The sequence below is a fragment of the Variovorax sp. MSC1_012 genome, assembly GCF_023667525.1.
In the GTDB taxonomy this organism is placed as follows: Bacteria; Pseudomonadota; Gammaproteobacteria; order Burkholderiales; family Burkholderiaceae_C; genus Variovorax; species Variovorax beijingensis_B.
On sequence record NZ_CM174443.1, the window covers coordinates 3492065 to 3510203 of the forward strand.

The 18139-nt window shown below is 66.8% G+C and carries 17 protein-coding genes; 8 read left to right on the forward strand and 9 right to left on the reverse strand.

Annotated elements, in window-relative coordinates; translation table 11 throughout:
- Positions 1-11: 11 nt before the first annotated feature.
- The 4 genes from L1081_RS16515 to L1081_RS16530 form a co-directional block, all read right to left on the reverse strand.
- Complete coding sequence (locus L1081_RS16515) at positions 12-794, reverse strand: UTRA domain-containing protein (RefSeq protein WP_489416801.1); 783 nt, start codon at positions 792-794, stop codon at positions 12-14.
- A gap of 132 nt (positions 795-926) precedes the next feature.
- Positions 927-1775 carry a fumarylacetoacetate hydrolase family protein gene (locus L1081_RS16520; protein ID WP_489413142.1) on the reverse strand — a complete coding sequence of 283 codons (849 nt, stop codon included), beginning with the start codon at positions 1773-1775 and terminating at the stop codon, positions 927-929.
- Positions 1776-1795: 20 nt separating this feature from the next.
- Positions 1796-2542 carry a glucose 1-dehydrogenase gene (locus L1081_RS16525; protein ID WP_489413143.1) on the reverse strand — a complete coding sequence of 249 codons (747 nt, stop codon included), beginning with the start codon at positions 2540-2542 and terminating at the stop codon, positions 1796-1798.
- A complete protein-coding gene (locus L1081_RS16530; protein ID WP_489413144.1) occupies positions 2539-3273 on the reverse strand; it encodes an SDR family oxidoreductase in 735 nt (244 codons plus the stop codon). The genes L1081_RS16525 and L1081_RS16530 overlap by 4 nt, the downstream gene beginning before the upstream one ends.
- A 138-nt stretch (positions 3274-3411) precedes the next feature.
- Here L1081_RS16530 and L1081_RS16535 point away from each other — a divergent pair, with 138 nt between their 5' ends.
- The 6 genes from L1081_RS16535 (at position 3412) to L1081_RS16560 (ending at position 10041) form a co-directional block, all read left to right on the forward strand.
- Positions 3412-4125 (forward strand): FCD domain-containing protein, encoded by a 714-nt coding sequence (locus tag L1081_RS16535; protein WP_489413145.1) that lies wholly within the window; start codon positions 3412-3414, stop codon positions 4123-4125.
- Positions 4126-4171: 46 nt separating this feature from the next.
- Positions 4172-5167 carry a DctP family TRAP transporter solute-binding subunit gene (locus L1081_RS16540; RefSeq protein WP_489413146.1) on the forward strand — a complete coding sequence of 332 codons (996 nt, stop codon included), beginning with the start codon at positions 4172-4174 and terminating at the stop codon, positions 5165-5167.
- Between the two features lie 137 nt (positions 5168-5304).
- Positions 5305-5865 (forward strand): TRAP transporter small permease subunit, encoded by a 561-nt coding sequence (locus L1081_RS16545; protein ID WP_489413147.1) that lies wholly within the window; start codon positions 5305-5307, stop codon positions 5863-5865.
- A gap of 18 nt (positions 5866-5883) precedes the next feature.
- Positions 5884-7278, forward strand: a complete 1395-nt coding sequence (locus tag L1081_RS16550) for a TRAP transporter large permease subunit (protein WP_489413148.1) — start codon at positions 5884-5886, stop codon at positions 7276-7278.
- A 25-nt stretch (positions 7279-7303) separates the two neighbouring features.
- Positions 7304-8830 carry a D-arabinonate dehydratase gene (locus L1081_RS16555; protein ID WP_489413149.1) on the forward strand — a complete coding sequence of 509 codons (1527 nt, stop codon included), beginning with the start codon at positions 7304-7306 and terminating at the stop codon, positions 8828-8830.
- Between the two features lie 146 nt (positions 8831-8976).
- Complete coding sequence (locus L1081_RS16560) at positions 8977-10041, forward strand: malate/lactate/ureidoglycolate dehydrogenase (RefSeq protein ID WP_489413150.1); 1065 nt, start codon at positions 8977-8979, stop codon at positions 10039-10041.
- Between the two features lie 16 nt (positions 10042-10057).
- On the opposite strand, the gene L1081_RS16565 is transcribed toward L1081_RS16560, so the two are convergent.
- The 5 genes from L1081_RS16565 to slmA form a co-directional block, all read right to left on the reverse strand.
- The gene (locus L1081_RS16565) at positions 10058-10945 is read right to left on the reverse strand and encodes an EamA family transporter (protein ID WP_489413151.1); all 888 of its coding nucleotides are present in this window, start codon (positions 10943-10945) and stop codon (positions 10058-10060) included.
- Positions 10938-11753, reverse strand: a complete 816-nt coding sequence (locus L1081_RS16570) for a copper chaperone (protein ID WP_489413152.1) — start codon at positions 11751-11753, stop codon at positions 10938-10940. The genes L1081_RS16565 and L1081_RS16570 overlap by 8 nt, the downstream gene beginning before the upstream one ends.
- A gap of 61 nt (positions 11754-11814) precedes the next feature.
- Positions 11815-12417 carry a DUF1326 domain-containing protein gene (locus L1081_RS16575; RefSeq protein WP_489413153.1) on the reverse strand — a complete coding sequence of 201 codons (603 nt, stop codon included), beginning with the start codon at positions 12415-12417 and terminating at the stop codon, positions 11815-11817.
- Between the two features lie 159 nt (positions 12418-12576).
- On the reverse strand, positions 12577-14100 hold the full coding sequence (locus L1081_RS16580; RefSeq protein ID WP_489413154.1) for a catalase: 1524 nt from the start codon (positions 14098-14100) through the stop codon (positions 12577-12579).
- A 99-nt stretch (positions 14101-14199) separates the two neighbouring features.
- On the reverse strand, positions 14200-14853 hold the full coding sequence (slmA, locus tag L1081_RS16585) for a nucleoid occlusion factor SlmA (RefSeq protein ID WP_124959796.1): 654 nt from the start codon (positions 14851-14853) through the stop codon (positions 14200-14202).
- A gap of 120 nt (positions 14854-14973) precedes the next feature.
- Between slmA and galE the strand changes: the two genes are divergently transcribed.
- On the forward strand, positions 14974-15996 hold the full coding sequence (gene galE, locus L1081_RS16590; protein WP_489413155.1) for a UDP-glucose 4-epimerase GalE: 1023 nt from the start codon (positions 14974-14976) through the stop codon (positions 15994-15996).
- 457 nt (positions 15997-16453) lie between these two features.
- Complete coding sequence (locus L1081_RS16595; protein ID WP_489413156.1) at positions 16454-18115, forward strand: glycosyltransferase; 1662 nt, start codon at positions 16454-16456, stop codon at positions 18113-18115.
- Positions 18116-18139: the final 24 nt, after the last annotated feature.

Sequence of the window (18139 nt, forward strand, 5' to 3'; positions counted from 1 at the left end):
CCTTTTTCTCTTCAGTTGAACTTGGCTGACACGTCTTTGCTGACCCACACCTTCGCGTCGATGCCGCCCACGCGGGAGAGCTGCATTTCGTAGGTGTAGCGGTCGGGGCGGTAAAGGCCGTGCAGCCACTGCACGGGCCGCTCGTCCTCGTCGTAGATCAGGCGGCGCACCGCGAGCAGCGCGGAGCCGACCGACACGTCGAGGTGCTGCGCGATCAGGTTGTCGGCCAGGCGCGCGGAGATGGTCTGGTGCGCGCGCCCCACCTTGACGCCCGATTCCTCGAGCAGCACGAGGATCGGCTTCTTCGACAGCTCGCGGCGGCCGAAGCGGCGCGCGATCGTGTCGGGCACGTAGGTGGTGATGTGCGAGAGCGGGCCTTCCTTGGTGGAGCGCACGCGCACCGCCTTCTGCACCGGGTCGCCCAACTGCAGCTGCAGCGCCTCGGCCACCTGGGTGGAGGCCGTGATGGTGGCCACCTCGATCACCTTCACCGAGGTGTGCAGGCCCATCGTCACCAGATTCTCGAGCAGGCCGCGCAGATTGGCGCGCTCCATGCTGTTGCCTCCGTTCGCTTCGCCCGCGAGCACGGGCGGCAGCGCGCGCGTGCGGCGCCCCGGGTTGCGCGCGATCAGGCCTTCGGAGGACAGCTGCTCGAGTGCGCGCCGCACCGTGACGCGCGCCACATTGAACTGCGCCATGAGCGCGAGCTCGCCGGGCAGCCCCTCCGCGAAACGGCCTTCGTGCAGCTGCTCACGCAGGACCAGGTAGATCTGGTGGTACTTCGGCAAAGGCATCTGCGACATGCCTTTGATGTTTTTGCAGTTTCAATGTTCTGTCAATGGGACATTTAAAACCGCAGCGGCACAAACAAGAACGGCGCGCCGGGACATCGCCCGCCGCGCCGTTCGTGGCTGCTCGCTTGCCGCTTACAGCTTGAACGGCACCACTTCCTGGCGCTGGTCGCCCAGGCCTTCGATGCCCAGCGTCATCACGTCGCCCTTCTTCAGGTAGAGCGGCGGCTTCATGCCCAGGCCCACGCCGGGCGGCGTGCCGGTGGTGATGACGTCGCCGGGCAGGAGCGTCATGAACTGGCTCAGGTAGCTCACGATCTTGGCGATGCTGAAAATCATCGTTTTGGTGCTGCCGGTCTGCATGCGCTTGCCGTTGAGGTCGAGCCACATCGACAGCTTCTGCGGATTGGGCACTTCGTCGCGCGTCACGAGCCACGGACCGATGGGGCCGAAGGTGTCGCAGCCCTTGCCCTTGTCCCAGGTGCCGCCGCGCTCGATCTGGAACTCGCGCTCGCTCACGTCGTTGATGGTGCAGTAGCCGGCCACGTAGTTGAGCGCGTCCTTCTGCGAGACGTAGCGCGCGCGCGTGCCGATGACCACGCCGAGCTCGACTTCCCAGTCGCTCTTGACCGAGTTCTTGGGCAGCATGACCGGATCGTTCGGGCCCTGGATGCAGCTGGTGGCCTTCATGAAGACCACCGGCTCCTTCGGGATCGGCAGGCCGGACTCGGCCGCATGGTCGGCATAGTTCAGGCCGATGGCAATGAACTTGCCGACGTTGGCCACCGGGCTGCCGAAGCGCGGCTTGCCCTTGACCAGCGGCAGCTTGTCGACCTTCTGCTTGCGCAGCTTGGCCAGCGCGGCGTCGCCGAGCTGCTCGGGCCCGATGTCCTTGACCAGCGCGCTCAGGTCGCGCAGCTGGCCGTTGTCGTCGATGAGGCCGGGCTTTTCCTTGCCGGGATTGCCATAGCGAACGAGTTTCATGTTGTCCTTTCTTTGGGAGACTAGTAAGTGGAGCGGCCGCCGGAGAGGTCGAACACGGCGCCGGTGGAGAACGAGCAATCTTCGGTGCAGAGCCAGCCGACCATCGCGGCCACCTCTTCCACCGTGCCGAAGCGGCCCATCGGTATTTTCGACAGCATGAACGCGATGTGCTCCGGTGTCATCTGGTCGAAGATGGCGGTCTTCACCGCCGCGGGCGTCACGCAGTTGACGCGGATGCCGGTGTCGGCCAGCTCCTTGCCCAGCGACTTGGTGAGCGCGATCACGGCGGCCTTGCTTGCACTGTAGGCGCTGGCGTTGGGGTTGCCCTCCTTGCCCGCGACCGAGGCGATGTTGACGATGCGGCCGTAGCCTTGTTTTCGCATCTGCGCCACCACTTCGCGGCAGCACAGGAACACGCCGTTGATGTTGACCTCCATCACCTGGCGCCAGTCGTCCACCGGGTAGTCCCACAGCTTCGTGTTGGGGCCGGTGATGCCGGCGCTGTTGACCAGCGCATCGATGCGCGGCGAATGCGCGAGCGTGGCCGCCAAGGCGCTGGCCACGGAAGACTGCTGCGCCACGTCGACCTTCACCGCGAAGGCCTTGGGGCCGAGCGCCGCTGCGGCCTTGGCGGCGGCGGCCTCGTCGCGGTCCCAGAGCGTGACGCTGCCGCCCGATGCGACCAGCCGCTCGGCAATGCCGAAGCCCAACCCCGCCGCGCCGCCGGTCACCACTGCGTGGCGGCCCGCGAAGTCGAGCTGGTTCATATGGTGATGCCGCCGTCCACCGTGAAGGCCTGGCCGGTGGCGAACACCGATTCGTCGCTGGCCAGGAACACCACCACGGGCGCGATTTCCTCGGCTTGCGCGAGCCGGCCCATGGGCTGGCGCGCGATGAAGGCGCGGCGCGCCGCCTCGGGGTCCTCGTTGGCGTTGATGCGCTCGCCGAGCGAGGGCGTGTCGACCGTGCCGGGACACACCGCATTGCAGCGGATGCCCCGCGCCACGAAGTCGGCCGCCACGCTCTTGGTCAGGCCCAGCACCGCGGCCTTGGTGGTGCCGTAGACGAAGCGGTTGGGCAGGCCCTTCATGCTGGAGCACACGCTCGCCATGTTGATGATGCTGCCGCTTCCTGCGGCCAGCATGCCGGGCAGCGCGGCCTGGATGGTCCAGAACTGCGCGCGCACGTTGAGCGCGAACGCGAATTCGAGGTCCTTGTCGGTGGCGTCGAGCGCGGTGCCGTTGTGCACCACGCCAGCACAGTTGAACAGCACGTCGAGCGCGGGAAGACTCTTGAAGAAGGCGCCGATCGCATCCTTGTCGAGCACGTCGAGCCTGGCCGTGCGCACGTTGGCGACGCCCGCGTAGCGCTCGAGCAGCTTCTCGTTCACGTCGGTCGCCCAGACCTGCGCGCCTTCGGCGGCCATGGCGAGCACGCTCGCGTGGCCGATGCCCTGTCCTGCCGCCGTCACGAGCACGGTCTTGCCCTTGAGTCTCATGCATGTCTCCTTGGAAAGTGGAGCACCGGCCGTTCAGCGTTCAGGGTTTGGCCCGATGGCAGCGGCGCGGTGCGGATCGTATTCTGAATTGGCCTTACCACTTGTCCAATTCAGGACAACCCTTAACCCCGCCCACCCGTGCCGCTCCAGACCGTCGAACCCCAACGCCTCTATCGCCAGATTGCCGACCAGCTCCGCGGGCTGATCGGCAAGGGCGAGTTCGCCGTCGGCGCGCGGCTGCCGGCCGAGCGCGACCTGGCCCAGCAGCTCGGCGTGAGCCGGCCCTCGGTGCGCGAGGCGCTGATCGCGCTCGAGGTCGAGGGCTGGGTCGAGGTTCGCACGGGCTCGGGCGTGTATGTGCTGGACCGCTCGCACCGCGCGAGCAAGCCGGTGGCGCCCACCGAATGGGGGCCGCTCGAGCTGATCCGCGCGCGCCGCGTGATCGAGGGCGAGACCGCCGCCATTGCGGCCGCCGTGGGAAAGCGCAAGGACATCGACGCCATGTCCCGCGCCATCGAAACGATGCGCGGGCTCGCCGACCGCGAAATACTGCCGCTCGAGGGCGACCGCGAGTTCCACGTAGCCATCGTCAATGCCAGCGGCAATGCCGTGCTGGTGGAAACGGTGCAGAGCTTCTGGGATTCGCGCAACGGCCCGATCTTCACGCGCCTGGGCGGCTACTTCGAGACGGTGGCCTCCTGGCGCTCGGCCATTGCCGAGCACGAGGCCATCCGCGACGCCGTGGCGGCACGCGATGCCGAGGCCGCGCGCGCCGCCATGCACCTCCACATGGACAACTCGCACCAACGATTCAGCGCGAGCTGGCGCCGCGCAAAAAAAGCTTCGTCCTGAACCGCCAGCAACCTTCCCACCCCATCACTACAACGGAGACAAACCGATGAACAGCAAACGCAACACCCTCAAGGCCATCGCCGCTTGCGCCCTGGCGGCCACCGCGCTGGGCACGGCCGGCATCGCCGGCGCGCAGACCAAGCTCAAGTGGGCACACGTCTACGAAACCTCCGAACCGTTCCACAAGTACTCGGTGTGGGCTGCGGAAGAAATCAAGAAGCGCACCAACGGCAAGTACGACATCCAGGTGTTCCCGGCCTCCAGCCTGGGCAAGGAGTCGGACATCAACCAGGGCCTGACGCTGGGCACGGTCGACATCGTGCTGACCGGCGCGAGCTTTGCAGGCAACACCTACAAGCCGCTGGCCGTGACCTACTTTCCGTTCATCTTCCGCGATGCGGAGCATCTGCTGAAGTACGCCAAGAGCGATGTGTTCAAGGAACTTGCCAAGGGCTACGACGACAAGAGCGGCAACCACATCACGGCGCTCAACTACTACGGCGCGCGGCACGTCACCTCGAGCGCCGCCAGGCCGGTGGCCAAGCCCGAAGACATGAAGGGCCTGAAGATCCGCGTGCCCGACGCACCGGCCTACCTGGCCTTCCCCAAGGCGCTGGGCGCCAACGCCACGCCCATTGCGTTCGCCGAGGTCTATCTTGCGCTGCAGAACAACACGGTCGATGCGCAGGAGAATCCGCTGCCCACCATCGAGGCCAAGAAGTTCTTCGAGGTGCAGAAGAACATCTCGCTCACGGGCCACATCGTCGACTCGCTGCTGACCGTGGTCTCCGGCCAGCTGTGGGGCAAGCTCTCGGCGGACGAGAAGAAGATCTTCAGCGACGTGATGCAGGAGGCCGCCGAAAAGACCGGCCGCGAGATCATCGCCTCGGAAATCCGCCTGACCGAGGAGTTCAAGAAGCGCGGCAACAACGTGATCACCGTGGACAAGGCCGCCTTCCGCGAAGCGGTGCTGAAGAACACCAAGCCCACGGACCACGGCTACCGCCAGCAGGACTACGACCGCATCACAGCAATTAAGTAACACCCCCGAAGCGGCTCACTTCGTGTAGCCGCCTCCCCCTCAAGGGGGCGACACCAGCGACCCGGCAAAGCCGGTTCCGCGGTGCCTCCCGAAAGGGCTTCGCTTCGCTTGCCGCTGAAGCCGTACAGGAGATTGCGTTGACTGACGAACAGAAGATCATCGACGACGAGGGCCACTTCCACGCGGAAGACGAAGCCGTCGACCTTTCCCACACCATCGCCGAAGGCTGGATCTCGCTCGCGATCTTCTGGATGCTCGCGCTCACGGTGTTCTACCAGTTCGTCACGCGCTATGTGATGAACGACTCGGCCGCCTGGACCGAGGAGGTGGCGCGCTACATGCTGATCGCGGTGGTCTTCATCGGCGCCGCCATCGGGGTCGCGAAGAACAACCAGATCCAGGTCGACTTCTTCTATCGCCACATGCCGGCGGCCATGGGGCGCTGGGTGTCGCGCGCGGTCGACGTGCTGCGCACCGCCTTCTTTGCCGCAGCCGTGGTCATGACGGTGCAGATGATGCTGAAGATCGGCAACACCACGCGCATGACCATCGTCGATGCGCCCATGAACATCGTCTACGGCCTGTGCCTGTTCGGCTTCGTCGCGATGACCTGGCGCTCGGTGCAGGTGGCGCGCATCCACTGGAAGCGCGGCTACAGCGTGCTCGAACGCCCCGAGTCCACTCTCGCCGACCGCTGAGCCCCCGAGAACAACTGCATGCTGAAAATATTCTTCCTGATCTTCATGGCGGGCGGCATTCCGGTGGCCGTGGCCATGGCCGGCGCCTCGCTGGCCTACATCGTGGTGAGCGGCAGCCTGCCGCCGTTCGTCGTCATCCACCGCATGGTGAGCGGCATCGACAGCTTTCCGCTGCTGGCGGTGCCCTTCTTCATCCTGGCCGGCAACCTGATGAACAACGCGGGCATCACCACCCGCATCTACAACTTCGCGCTCGCGCTGGTGGGCTGGCTCAAGGGCGGGCTGGGCCATGTGAACGTGCTCGGATCGGTGATCTTCGCGGGCATGAGCGGTACGGCCATTGCCGATGCCGCGGGCCTGGGCACCATCGAGATCAAGGCGATGAAGGAGCATGGCTATTCGACCGAGTTCGCGGTGGGCGTGACCGCCGCCTCGGCCACGCTGGGCCCGATCATTCCGCCCAGCCTGCCCTTCGTGATCTACGGGATGATGGCCAACGTGTCGGTGGGGGCGCTGTTCCTCGCGGGCATCCTGCCTGGCGCGCTGCTGGCCATTCTGATGATGCTCACGGTGGCTTATTTCGCGCACCGCAACGGCTGGGGCGGCGACGTCAAGTTCTCGAGCACGCGCTTCTTCAAGGCCATGTGCGAGCTGGCCGTGGTGATCGCCTGGCCGCTCCTGATGTGGCTGCTGGTGGCCAAGCTGGGCACGCCGCCGCAGCTCACGGTGCTTGCGGGGCTGGCTTCGCTGTTCGTGCTGGACCGAATCTTCCGCTTCGAGGCGCTGCTGCCCATCATGACGCCGGTGCTGCTGATCGGTGGCATGAGCACGGGCCTGTTCACACCCACCGAGGGCGCGATTGCCGCCTGCGTGTGGGCGATGATCCTGGGCTTCGGCTGGTACAAGACCTTGTCGTGGAAGATGTTCGTCAAGGTCTGCCTCGACACCATCGAGACCACGTCCACCGTGCTGTTCATCGTGGCGGCCGCGTCGATCTTCGGCTGGATGCTCACCGCCACCGGCGTGACCACCGACATCGCGAGCTGGGTGCTGGGCTTCACCAAGGAAGCCTGGGTGTTCCTGCTGCTGGCCAACCTGCTGATGCTGTTCGTGGGCTGCTTCCTGGAGCCGACGGCCGCCATCACCATTCTGGTTCCGATCCTGCTGCCGATTGCCACGCAGCTGGGTGTGGACCCGATCCACTTCGGCCTGGTGATGGTGCTGAACCTGATGATCGGCCTGCTGCATCCGCCGATGGGCATGGTGCTGTTCGTGCTGGCGCGCGTGGCGGGCCTGAGCTTCGAGCGCACCACGATGGCCATTCTTCCGTGGCTCATTCCACTGCTGCTGGCGCTGGTGGTGATCACCTATGTACCTTCATTGGTACTCTGGTTGCCCAAAATGTTCTTCTGATCCCCAACACAACACGAGTTCCACGATGAATCCCTTCATTCGCCTGCATCCGGCCGACGATGTCGTGATCGCGCGCAGCCAGCTGGTCGGCGGCGCCAAGGTCGAAGACTTCGCCGTGCGCGGCCTGATTCCCGCCGGCCACAAGGTGGCGACGCACGCCATTGCCGTTGGCGAACCGGTGCGCCGCTACAACCAGATCATCGGCTTCGCGAGCAAGCCGATTGCGGCCGGCGAGCACGTGCACACGCACAACCTCGACATGGGGCCCGACAAGGGCGACTTCGAGCGCGACTACGCCTTCGGCGCCGACGTGAAGCCCGCGCCCGCGAAGCGCGAGGCCACCTTCATGGGCATCAGGCGGGCCGACGGCCGCGTGGCCACGCGCAACTACATCGGCGTGCTCACGAGCGTGAACTGCTCGGCCACCGCGGCGCGCGCCATTGCCGACCACTTCTCGCGCAAGACCAATCCGTCGGCGCTGGCCGGCTACCCGAATGTCGACGGCATCGTGGCGCTCACCCACGGCACGGGCTGCGGCATGGACACGCAGGGCATGGGCATGCAGATCCTGGAGCGCACGCTCACGGGCTACGCCACGCACCCCAACTTCGCGGGCGTGCTGGTGGTGGGCCTGGGTTGCGAGGCGAACCAGATCAACGCCTGGCTCGCGACCGGCCACCTGGCCGAAGGCGAGAATTTCCGCACCTTCAACATCCAGGACACCGGCGGCACGCGCAAGACGGTCGAAAAAGGCATTGCGCTGATCAACGAGATGCTGCCGCGCGCCAATGCGGTCAAGCGCGAGCCCTGCAGCGCGGCGCACATCACGATCGGGCTGCAGTGCGGCGGCTCGGACGGGTACTCGGGCATCAGCGCCAACCCGGCCCTCGGTGCGGCGGTCGACCTGCTGGTGGCGCACGGCGGCACGGCCATCCTGAGCGAAACGCCCGAGGTCTATGGCGCCGAGCATCTGCTCACGCGTCGAGCCGTCAAGCGCGAGGTCGGCCAGAAACTGGTGGACCGCATTAAGTGGTGGGAGCACTACACCGAGATCAACGAAGGCGAGATGAACAACAACCCCTCGCCGGGCAACAAGGCGGGCGGCCTGACGACCATCCTCGAGAAATCACTTGGCGCGGTGGCCAAGGGCGGCACCAGCAACCTCGAGGCGGTGTACGAATACGCCGAGCCGGTCACGGCGCACGGCTTCGTCTACATGGACACGCCGGGCTATGACCCGGTGAGCGCCACCGGGCAGGTCGCCGGCGGCGCGAACATCATCTGCTTCACAACCGGGCGCGGCTCGGCGTATGGCTGCGCTCCCTCTCCTTCGCTCAAGCTCGCGACCAACTCGGCGCTGTGGCAGCGGCAGGAAGAGGATATGGACATCAACTGCGGCGAGATCGTCGATGGCACCAGCTCGATCCAGGAGATGGGCCAGCGGATCTTCGAGCTGGTGCTGGCCACGGCATCCGGCGAACCTTCGAAGAGCGAGAAACACGGCTACGGCCAAAATGAATTCGTGCCGTGGCAAGTCGGCGCTGTGATGTAGCTCACCCCCCAGGCTGCGCGTACTTCGTGTCGCTTCGCCAACCCCCTCACCGGGGGCAACACCAGCGGCCCGGCAAAGCCGGTTCCGCGGTGTTTCACGAACGGGCCTTGCTGCGCGGCCCTTGATCAAACCAACGGAGTCAATTGATGCCCAAGACCCTTCCCGCCGCGGCGTTGCAATCGCAATGCGCCAATATCCTGACGGCCGCCGGCAGCACGCCGGCCGAAGCCGCGCAGGTGGCCGCCAACCTGGTGCTGGCCAACCTGAGCGGCCATGATTCGCATGGCGTGGGCATGCTGCCGCGCTATGTCGATGCGGTGGCCGAAGGCGGGCTCGTGCCCAATGCCGCGGTCAGGATCAACACCGACATCGGCACGCTGCTCGCGCTAGACGGCCAGCGTGGCTACGGCCAGATCGTGGGCGTGCAGGCGATGGCGCTCGGCATCGAGCGGGCGAAGCAGCACGGCAGCTGCATCTTCACGCTTGCGAATGCGCACCACCTGGGCCGCATCGGGCACTTCGCCGAGATGGCGACGGCCGAGGGCCTGGTCTCGATGCACTTCGTCAACGTGCTGTCGCGGCCCGTGGTGGCGCCATGGGGCGGCGGCGACGGACGCTTCGGCACCAACCCGTGCTGCATCGGCATTCCGCTGGCGGGCGCCGAGCCCTTCCTGCTCGACTTTGCAACCAGCCGCGTGGCGCAGGGCAAGATGCGCGTCGCCCACAACAAGGGCGAACGGGTGCCCGACGGCTACCTGATCGACGAGCGCGGCGCGCCCACCAACGACCCGGGCGTGGTGGTGGTGCCGCAAGCCAACGGCCTGTTCGGCGCGCTCATGACCTTCGGCGAGCACAAGGGCTACGGCATGGCGATGGCATGCGAGCTGCTGGGCGGTGCGCTCACCGGTGGCGGCACCTGGCACCGCCCGGCCGACACGGCACGCACGGTGCTCAACGGCATGCTGACGATCCTGATCGACCCCGCCAAACTGGGAACCCAGGCCAGCTTCGCGCAGGAAGCGACGGCCTTCGTCGAGTGGCTGCGCCAGAGCCCGCCGGGCGCCGGCTTCGACCAGGTGCAGATCGCGGGCGAACCGGAGCGCGCTGCACGCACGGCACGCGAGCGCGACGGCATCTGGCTGGACGACGCGACCTGGGGCGAGATCGTCGCGGCCGGAACGAAGGTGGGCGTGGCGGTCGCCGCCGCGTAAAGGCCCGCGCTCCTTTCTAACGGCGCGCGTTGCGCGACTTCTGGCTCAGCACGATTGCAATGCCGCCCAGGATGGCCACCGAGGCGGCCGCCAGCCGCGGCGTGATCGCCTCCGACAGCAGCAGCACGCCGCCGAAGGCAGCCAGGAGCGGCACCGACAGCTGCACGGTGGCTGCCTGCATGGCCGAAAGGCGTGCCAGCGCCGCATACCAGACGACATAGCCGAGGCCCGAGGTCAATGCGCCGGAGGCCACGGCCAGCGCGATGCCGGTCGCATCCGCATGGGCGCGCATCGCGAAGGCAAGGCTCAGTGCCAGGGCCAGCGGCACGGCCCGCATGAAGTTGCGGCCCGTGGCGGCCAGCGGATCGGGGACGCCGCGGCCGCGCAGCGAATACACGCCCCATGCCACGCCGGCGATGGCCATCAGCACGGCGCCGAGCAGCGGCGGCGCCGCGACGCCCGGCAGCACCAGGTAGACGAGCCCGCCGGCCGCCAGCACGAAGCCGAGCCATGCCACGGGCCCGAAGCGCTCGCCGGAGCCCAGGCCCGCGCCCAGCATCGTGAGCTGCACCGCGCCGAACAGGATCAGCGCGCCCGTGCCCGCGGACAAGCTGAGGTAAGCGAAGGAAAAGAAGGCGACGTAGGCGAACAGCATGGCTGCCGCGAGCCAGTCGGCACTGCCGGGCGCGGCAGGCCGTGCCCGGAACTGCACGACGAGCGCGAGCGTGAGCGCACCGGAAACCAGCCGGATGCTGCCGAAGCTGGCCGGGTCGATGCCGCGCTGCTGCAGCGCGAGCCGGCACAGCAGCGAATTGGCCGCGAACGCCACCATGGCCACCGCGGTCAGCGCGACGGTCTGCAGGGTGGACGGCGCGCGGCGCGCTTCGGACATGGCTTCAGACATGCGTCGCCACCATGAAGACGGCCCAGCCCAGCAGCGCGAACCCGAGCGGCGCGCTCAGGCGATGGCCCCAGGGAACGTTCTTTTCCAGCGCCATGACGGCGGCCAGCAGAAGCATCCAGCCCAGGCTGCCGGTGCCGAGCGCGAACATCAGCAGCATCAGCGCCCAGCAGCAGCCGACGCAGAACAGGCCGTGGTGCATGCCCAGCGCGAAGGCCTGGCGGGCCTGCGCGTGGCCGCGCCAGTGCTCGATGACAAAGCTGAGCGGCGTGCGGCACTTCTCCAGGCAGCGGTGCTTGAGGCGGCTGAACTGGAAGGCGCCGGCCAGCGCAATGGTCGCGGCACCGATCACCCAGCCGTGCCAGGCCAGCGTGGGCGCGCTCGCGAGCAGCGCCAGCACCGCGCTGTGGAGGCCGTGCGCCAGCAGCCCGAAGGCACCCCACACGGCCATGTAGCCGAGCCCTAGCATCACGAGCAGGCGCGCGTGGTCCGCTCGCCCCGCGGTCAGGCGGTCGAAGGCGTTGAACAGCGGCAGCGTGGTCGGCAGCATCATGGCCGCCGTCATGAGGATCCATGCCGCGGCGTAGAGCACCGCGGGCACGATCAAGCCGCCGGCGGGAATGGCCTGGCACAGGAACGCGGCCGGCCCCGAGGCGGTCCAGTCGCCGTGTTCGAGATAGCGCCCGTAGGGGCTGCGCGCCCAGGCCCACAACGCCATCCACGCAAGCGCGGCCAGCGCAGCGAGAACCGGCAGGAACACGCGGCGGTGACGGGTGACATTGCGCGGCGGCGAGCCGGCCGTCGGGTTCACTGGGTAAGCTCCGTGCTCCGCACTGCGGTGCGAGCTTGCTTGGGGCAGCCCGGCGCAGCGCTCATGCGTCGAAGACGAAGGTGCTCTGCAGGGCGTTGTGGTTCTTGATGTCTAGGTCGATGCCGAGGGCGGGGTTCTTCGACCGGTAGGTGGGCGCCTTGCCGACGAACACCGGCGCGCCCGGAACCGTCGAGAACACGGTGTCCGACAGCGTGGTCTGGCCGCCGGTTGCGCCGCGGTAGGGCTCGAGTTCGGCGTAGTAGTTGGTGCCGATCTCCAGCTCGCCCTTGCCTTCGTTCACAGTGAAGCGGATGGGCGCCCGCTCGACCGACACCACCTGGCCGATGAGAGCGGCCAGATCGGCGATCGGCCCGCCGGCCTTCCCGGTGTAGACCTTGAGCAGCGCCTCTTCCTGCGCCTTGGAGGCGTTGTCGTCGACGAAGATCGCCGCCGTCCAGTTGCCTTCGAGGATGTTTCCGGGCACATGCGCCACGGCCGCGATGGTGTTGCCGCCGACGTCGACGCCGTCGATGGTTCCCTTGTCGATGCGCCACGCGACGATGGTGTCGCAGGTGCCGTTGTCAGGGTCCTCGCCGATCCAGCAGGGACACAGGACGTTGCAGTTGCATACCTCGAGCAGGCGACCTTCCAGGTGATAGCTCATACGAACCTCCGTTCAGAAGCCACACGAACACGGAACTTGTCGCCGCGACTCAGCGGCAAGGGGGCGCTGATCCTACGCTTCGCAACCGGGCAAGTCGAGCGCGACGCCCGGCCCCCACGCCGTACCCTGGGTACCCAGGGTACATGGGGCCGCCGCGGATCAACTGCGGCTGGCGTCGTGCGCCGGCTTGCCGACCTGCACGCTCACTTCCTCGCCCTTGAGCTTCGCCTGCACGGCCTTGATGGCCTTGTCGAGCCGCGCGCCGTAGTCGGCATCGGCCTGGCGGAAGTAGCTCACCGAGCGGTCGATGATGTCCTGCCGCGTCACGGCGCCCAGGCCGCCCGCGATGTTGTTCACCAGCCGCTGCTTCGCTTCCTCGTCCATCAGGCGATACAAGTCGCCGGCCTGCACGAAGTCGTTGTCCTCGGGGTGCTTCTGCCACTGGTGGCTGCCGGTCCAGCCATGGATCTCGAGCGGCGCGTAGACCGGCTCGTTGCTCTGCTTGGGCGCGTCGCCGAAGCTGTTGGGCTCGTAGTTGGGGCCGCGCCCGCCGTTGCCGTCGCCGCGCATCGCGCCGTCGCGGCCGTAGTTCTGCGCCGTGGTCGCATGCGGGCGGTTCACCGGCAGCTGCGTGTGGTTGATGCCCAGGCGGTAACGCTGCGTGTCACCATAGCTGAACAGCCGGCCCTGCAGCATCTTGTCGGGCGAGGGGCCGATGCCGGGCACGAAGTTGGCCGGGTTGAACGCGGCCTGCTCGATCTCGGCAAAGTAGTTTTCGGGATTGCGGTTGAGCGTGAGGACGCCGATGTCGATCTTCGGATAGTCCTTGTGCGACCAGACCTTGGTCAGGTCGAAGGGGTTGAAGCGGTAGGTCTGCGCCTCGGCCACGGGCATGATCTGCACCTGCACCTTCCAGCTCGGGAACTCGCCACGCTCGATGGAATGCAGCAGGTCGAGGTGGTGGTGGTTTGGGTTTTCGCCGCCCACGCGCTGCGCCTCTTCGGCCACGAAGGTCTCGATGCCCTGGTTGGTCTTGAAGTGGTACTTGACCCAGAAGGCCTCGCCCTTGGCGTTCACCCACTGGAAGGTGTGCGAGCCGAAGCCGTCCATGTGGCGGTAGCTCTTCGGAATGCCGCGGTCGCCGAACAGCCAGGTGAACTGGTGCGTGGCTTCGGGCGAGTGCGAGAAGAAGTCCCAGGCGTTGTTCGGCTCCTGTACGTGGCTGTAGGGGTCGCGCTTCTGCGAGTGGATGAAGTCGGGGAACTTGAGCGGATCGCGGATGAAGAAGACCGGCGTGTTGTTGCCGACGAGGTCGTAGTTGCCCTCTTCCGTGTAGAACTTGAGCGCGAAGCCGCGCGGGTCGCGCACGGTGTCGGCCGAGCCGAGCTCGAGCGCCACGGTCGAGAAACGCGCCAGCACTTCGGTCTTTTTGCCGACCTGGCCGAGGAACTTGGCTTTCGTCCATTTCGATACGTCGGCCGTCACCTCGAAGGTGCCGAAGGCGCCCGAGCCGCGCGCATGCACCACGCGCTCCGGAATGCGCTCGCGGTCGAAGCGGGCGAGCTTTTCGATCAGGTGGTGGTCCTGCATCAGCACCGGGCCGCCGGGGCCGGCCGTCTGCGACTGCTGGTTGTTCTCGACGGGCGCGCCATTTTCGGTGGTGAGCTTGCGGGAGTCGGTCATGGGTGGGCTTTCCTCTGGAGTTGTAGGGGCCCATACATTCTGTCAATGAATGCAGCCTTGCTGCATCACATTGAGCTATCGCCTCGATAGGCGAGCGAACTAGACGATCAGCGCGATCGTGGCTTCGAGGTGTTCCGACGGCGCCCGGCGGAAGCCCGAGCGCGTGAAGCGCTGCAGCTGCCCGACCACGAAGGCCGTGAGCGCCGCGGCGCGCACCTGCGCATCCACGCTCGGGGTGGCCGAGCCGTCCGCGGCGGCTGCCCCGCGCAGCACCTGGCGCAGGGTGGCCTCGATCTTGTCGAAGAACTGGTTCATGCGCTGCTGGAGCCGCTCGTTCTCGAACACCAGCGCGTCGCCCACCATGACGCGCGTCATGCCGGGGTTGCGCTCGGCAAACTGCACGAGCAGCGTGAGGATTCTTGCGGCCTGCTGGGCCCCTGTTGCGCCTTCGCGCTCGAGGATCTGGTTCACCAGCGTGAAGACGCTCTGCTCGATGAAGTCGATCAGGCCCTCGAACATCTGGGCCTTGCTCGCGAAGTGGCGGTAGAGCGCGGCCTCGCTGACGTCGAGCCGCGCGGCCAGTGCCGCGGTGGTCACGCGCTCGGCGCCGGGCTGCTCGAGCATGGCGGCCAGCGCCTGCAGGATCTGCACGCGCCGCTCCCCGGGCTTGGGGCGTTTTCGGACCGGCGCGACGGGCGTCAGCGTTTCGGTCTGGGTTTCTATGCCGGGATAGCTTGTCTCTTCGTTCTGCATGGAAGCGCGTGCAAAGATGTAATCAATTGATTCTCGCACAGGGCCGCGCAGTGAGCGCGCGCAAACCGGCCCCGGGAAAGCTCGTACAGAATCGGCCCATTCAACCAAGCAAGAGTTCTCATGGCCCCAAAAAGCGTTCTGGTGACGGGTGGCGCAGGTTTCATTGGCAGCCATACCTGCGTCGCGCTCGCCGCCGCCGGATACACACCGGTCATTCTCGACAATCTGGGCAACAGCGACATCCGGGTATTGGAGCGGTTGCGGCAGATCACCGGCAGCGCGCCGCGGCTGATCGAGGGCGATGTGCGCGACCGGGCGCTGCTTGACCGCGTGCTGGGCGGAGAAAGCTTTGCGGCCGTGATCCACTTCGCGGGCCTCAAGGCCGTGGGCGACTCGGTGGCCGACCCGCTCACCTACTACGACAACAACGTGCATGGCAGCCTCGTGCTCGCCTCGGCCATGCAGCAAGCGGGCGTGCGGACGCTGATCTTTTCATCGTCGGCCACGGTGTACGGCGAACCCGACCACTCGCCCATTCCGGAAGACGCGCCCTGCAGGCCGGCGAACCCTTATGGCCGCTCCAAGCGCATGGTGGAAGAAGCGCTGGCCGACCTGCAGCGCGCGCAGCCCGGCTGGCGGATTGCGCTGCTGCGTTACTTCAACCCGGTCGGCGCCCACGAAAGCGGGCTCATCGGCGAACACCCGCAGGGCAAGCCGAACAACCTGATGCCTTTCGTATGCCAGGTGGCGGTGGGGCAGCGCGACAAGCTGCTGATCCACGGCAACGACTATCCCACGCCCGACGGCACCGGCGTGCGCGATTACGTGCATGTGATGGACCTCGCCGAAGGACACGTGGCGGCCCTGCGCCATGCGCAAGGCCATGCGGGCCTGGTCACGCTGAACCTCGGCACCGGCCGTGGCGCCTCGGTGCTGGAGGTGGTGCATGCCTTCGAGCGCGCGAGCGGGCGTCCACTGCCTTATGAGATCGGTCCGCGCCGGCCTGGCGACGTGCCCGCGTATTGGGGCGATCCCTCGCTGGCGGAGGTCACGCTCGGTTGGCGCGCCCGCCGTGGGCTCGACCAGATGTGCGCTGACAGCTGGCGCTGGCAGCACGGCAATCCGAACGGATACGACACCTGAGCCATGGATCGCTAGCGGCTTTGGCCGCGGGCGGTTGGAACCGTTGCGGCATGGTATCCGCTCGGGGGCACCAGCTCGCCGCCGTCGAAATCAGACAAGTGCTGGTATTCAGTCGGCACGTTGTCCTTCAGGTCGCGGCAAACCGCTGCGTACGCTGGTAACGAGCACATACATCCGTACTGAATAAGCCGAAGCTCAAACAGGCTGTTACCAGCCTGCAATTCTTCCTTGGCTGCTTCTCTCGGTATTCTGAATCGGTGGACCTCTGCACGCCAGAGAGCCCTCGGTACTGCCGACCCTTGAAGACTTGGAGAATGATTTGTCTATCGATCAAGCGCGATATGCCCATTGGGCTGCAGCGTGCAGGTTTTCCTCTTTCGCGGATGCCCAATACCTGGCATGGACCGACGCACAAGTATCCTGCGCAAAGGAAGAAGATCCGGCGCTGCGCCTGGAGTTGGCGCATCTCCCGTACCGGCATGGCATCACCTTCGCAATTGCCGACAGCGGCGACGATGCAGAGTTGCGCGCCACCCTGGCCTCGCTTTCCCCACAGTTGTGCCAGCGGTTCGATGTGGTGGTGGCATGCACCCCCTTGCGCGCGGAAGCAGTCACCAACGCGCTCTCGTTCGTCCGCGATTCGATCAATGTCCGCCTCGTGGCCGCAAGCGCGCCGGCAAGCCGGCTCGAACTGCAACAACTCGCGCTCGAGCACACGGCCGAGACTTGGTTCGGAGTGATCCTCGCGGGCGACCGGCTCGCACCGCAGGCCGTTTCATCCATGCACTTCGCGCTCGCGAAATGGCCCGACGCGGCCGTCATCTACGCGGACGAGGACTGGATCGGCGAAGGCCAGGCGCGATGCAAGCCGCGCTTCAAGTCGGCATGGGACCCCGAGGCCCAGCTCGGTTTCGACCTGCTGGACGGCCTGTGCGTGATGAAGCGCGCCAACGTCCTGGAGGCCGGAGGCTTTCGTGCCGAATTCGAGCCGGCGGCCAGCTATGACCTGCACTGCAGGGTGGCCATGCCGCTGCACTGCAGCCAGGTCCGCCATATTCCCTCGGTGCTGTACCACCGGCAGGTTCCACCGATCATGGATGCGGGCGACACGCGGCAGGCCATCGAGGCCTATGCGGCGGCGGCCCGGCGGGTGGCGGCCGAAGCGGCGTTCCAGCAGACGGGTATGGCGGCCGAGGTGCTGCCCTCGCCGATCGCGGAGTTCGTCAACCATGTCCGCCGCCCACTGCCCAGTCCCGCGCCACGGGTCAGCGTGCTCGTGCCGACGCGCGACCGCGCCAATCTGGTGAGGACCTGCCTGGACGGCCTGCTGCGCAAGACCGACTATCCGGATTTCGAAGTCCTCATCCTCGACAACGACAGCGTCGAGCCGGCCACGCTGTCCCTCTTCGCCGAGCTGGCCGTGGATCCTCGCGTCAGCGTGCTCCGCGTGCCCGGCCCGTTCAATTTCTCGGCCATCAACAACGTCGGCGTGCAGGCCTCGACCGGCGAGGTGCTGCTCTTCCTGAACAACGACATCGAGATCCTCGATGGCGGATGGCTCAGGGAGATGGTCGGCGAAGCCATGCGGCCGGACATCGGCTGCGTCGGCGCCAAGCTGCTGTACGGCGACGGCACGGTCCAGCATGCCGGCGTCATGCTGCAGAGCGGCCCGCTGGCAATGCATGTCTGCCGCACCGACGGCGCCACCGACACCGGCCTGGACGGGCGGCTCGCCGGCACGCGCGACTACCTGGCGGTCACGGGAGCCTGCCTGGCGGTTCGGCGCGCGGTGTTCGAGCAGGTGGGCGGCTTCGACGGCGAGCACCTGCCGGTGGCCTACAACGACATCGACCTGTGCCTGAAGGTGAACGATGCGGGCTACCGCAACATCTGCACGCCGTTCGCCTCGCTGCTGCACCTGGAGAGCGCCTCGCGCGGGCACGACCATGTTTCCGAAGAGAAGCGGCAGCGGGCAGCGCGCGAGCAGGCGCATGCCAGCACCAAGTGGATCGATCGCTTCGAGCACGACCCCTATCACAACCCGAATGTCCAGCTGGACTGGGTCACCGGCGCGCACCTGGCCCCCAACGTCGGCCCGCAATGGCAGCTCGCGCGCTGAGGCGGGCGCGGCGGTTTCATCGAA

Bases quoted from the DNA above. Each gene is read 5' to 3' on its own strand.
- L1081_RS16515 (WP_489416801.1), bottom strand. From the start codon at position 794: ATGCCTTTGCCGAAGTACCACCAGATCTACCTGGTCCTGCGTGAGCAG.
- L1081_RS16520 (WP_489413142.1), bottom strand. From the start codon at position 1,775: ATGAAACTCGTTCGCTATGGCAATCCCGGCAAGGAAAAGCCCGGCCTC.
- L1081_RS16525 (WP_489413143.1), bottom strand. From the start codon at position 2,542: ATGAACCAGCTCGACTTCGCGGGCCGCCACGCAGTGGTGACCGGCGGC.
- L1081_RS16530 (WP_489413144.1), bottom strand. From the start codon at position 3,273: ATGAGACTCAAGGGCAAGACCGTGCTCGTGACGGCGGCAGGACAGGGC.
- L1081_RS16540 (WP_489413146.1), top strand. From the start codon at position 4,172: ATGAACAGCAAACGCAACACCCTCAAGGCCATCGCCGCTTGCGCCCTG.
- L1081_RS16550 (WP_489413148.1), top strand. From the start codon at position 5,884: ATGCTGAAAATATTCTTCCTGATCTTCATGGCGGGCGGCATTCCGGTG.
- L1081_RS16555 (WP_489413149.1), top strand. From the start codon at position 7,304: ATGAATCCCTTCATTCGCCTGCATCCGGCCGACGATGTCGTGATCGCG.
- L1081_RS16560 (WP_489413150.1), top strand. From the start codon at position 8,977: ATGCCCAAGACCCTTCCCGCCGCGGCGTTGCAATCGCAATGCGCCAAT.
- L1081_RS16565 (WP_489413151.1), bottom strand. From the start codon at position 10,945: ATGTCTGAAGCCATGTCCGAAGCGCGCCGCGCGCCGTCCACCCTGCAG.
- L1081_RS16575 (WP_489413153.1), bottom strand. From the start codon at position 12,417: ATGAGCTATCACCTGGAAGGTCGCCTGCTCGAGGTATGCAACTGCAAC.
- L1081_RS16580 (WP_489413154.1), bottom strand. From the start codon at position 14,100: ATGACCGACTCCCGCAAGCTCACCACCGAAAATGGCGCGCCCGTCGAG.
- slmA (WP_124959796.1), bottom strand. From the start codon at position 14,853: ATGCAGAACGAAGAGACAAGCTATCCCGGCATAGAAACCCAGACCGAA.
- galE (WP_489413155.1), top strand. From the start codon at position 14,974: ATGGCCCCAAAAAGCGTTCTGGTGACGGGTGGCGCAGGTTTCATTGGC.